This window comes from Bradyrhizobium sp. 33ap4, from assembly GCF_032654765.1.
Classification (GTDB): domain Bacteria; phylum Pseudomonadota; class Alphaproteobacteria; order Rhizobiales; family Xanthobacteraceae; genus Bradyrhizobium; species Bradyrhizobium australafricanum.
Window position 1 is genome coordinate 1 of sequence record NZ_JAUMTJ010000281.1, and the last position, 540, is coordinate 540.

The 540-nt window shown below is 60.6% G+C and carries 1 protein-coding gene; it reads right to left on the reverse strand.

Annotated elements, in window-relative coordinates:
- Positions 1 to 440: DUF4372 domain-containing protein (locus Q2M23_RS43890; protein ID WP_316399577.1), on the reverse strand; the 440-nt coding region annotated here is incomplete at its 3' end.
- Between the last annotated feature and the right edge of the window lie 100 nt (positions 441 to 540).

Here is a 540-nt window from a genome sequence, read left to right on the forward strand (position 1 = left end):
TGCAGCTTCATGCCGCGGATGCGGCCGTTCCACGTCGCCCAACTGCAGACCTTGCCGAGCGGGATCGGACTGGCGTCGATCAGACGCACCATCTCCATGCCTTCACTCCGCAGCTGGCGACGCGCCATCGCCGACAGCGCCGCAAAGGTTTGCGCGAAAATGCCGATCGGACGGCGGGCATTGGCATCGGACAACGTCGAGCGCGACAGCTTGCCGGTTCCCAAGTGATAGTGATGCTGCGAATTGGCGTTGAAGCCAGTCACCACCCCGCGCAGACTGCTGTTGCCGCTAAGCTGGGCATAGATCAGCGCCACCAGATGATCCCAGCTCCTGAACGACTTGTCGTAGGCATCCCCGTCCAGACGATCCACAACCGTCTGAAACTGCCGTCGATTGATCGGTTCAAGCAGCCTTCCAAAAATGCTACCGCGATATCGCATGCTCGGCCCTCTGTGTCTCGACAACCAGAAAAGACCGATTTGCCTCGGTCCTGCCGAGCATGCACCGCGACACAGTGAATCATTCCCCGGACACCCCTGC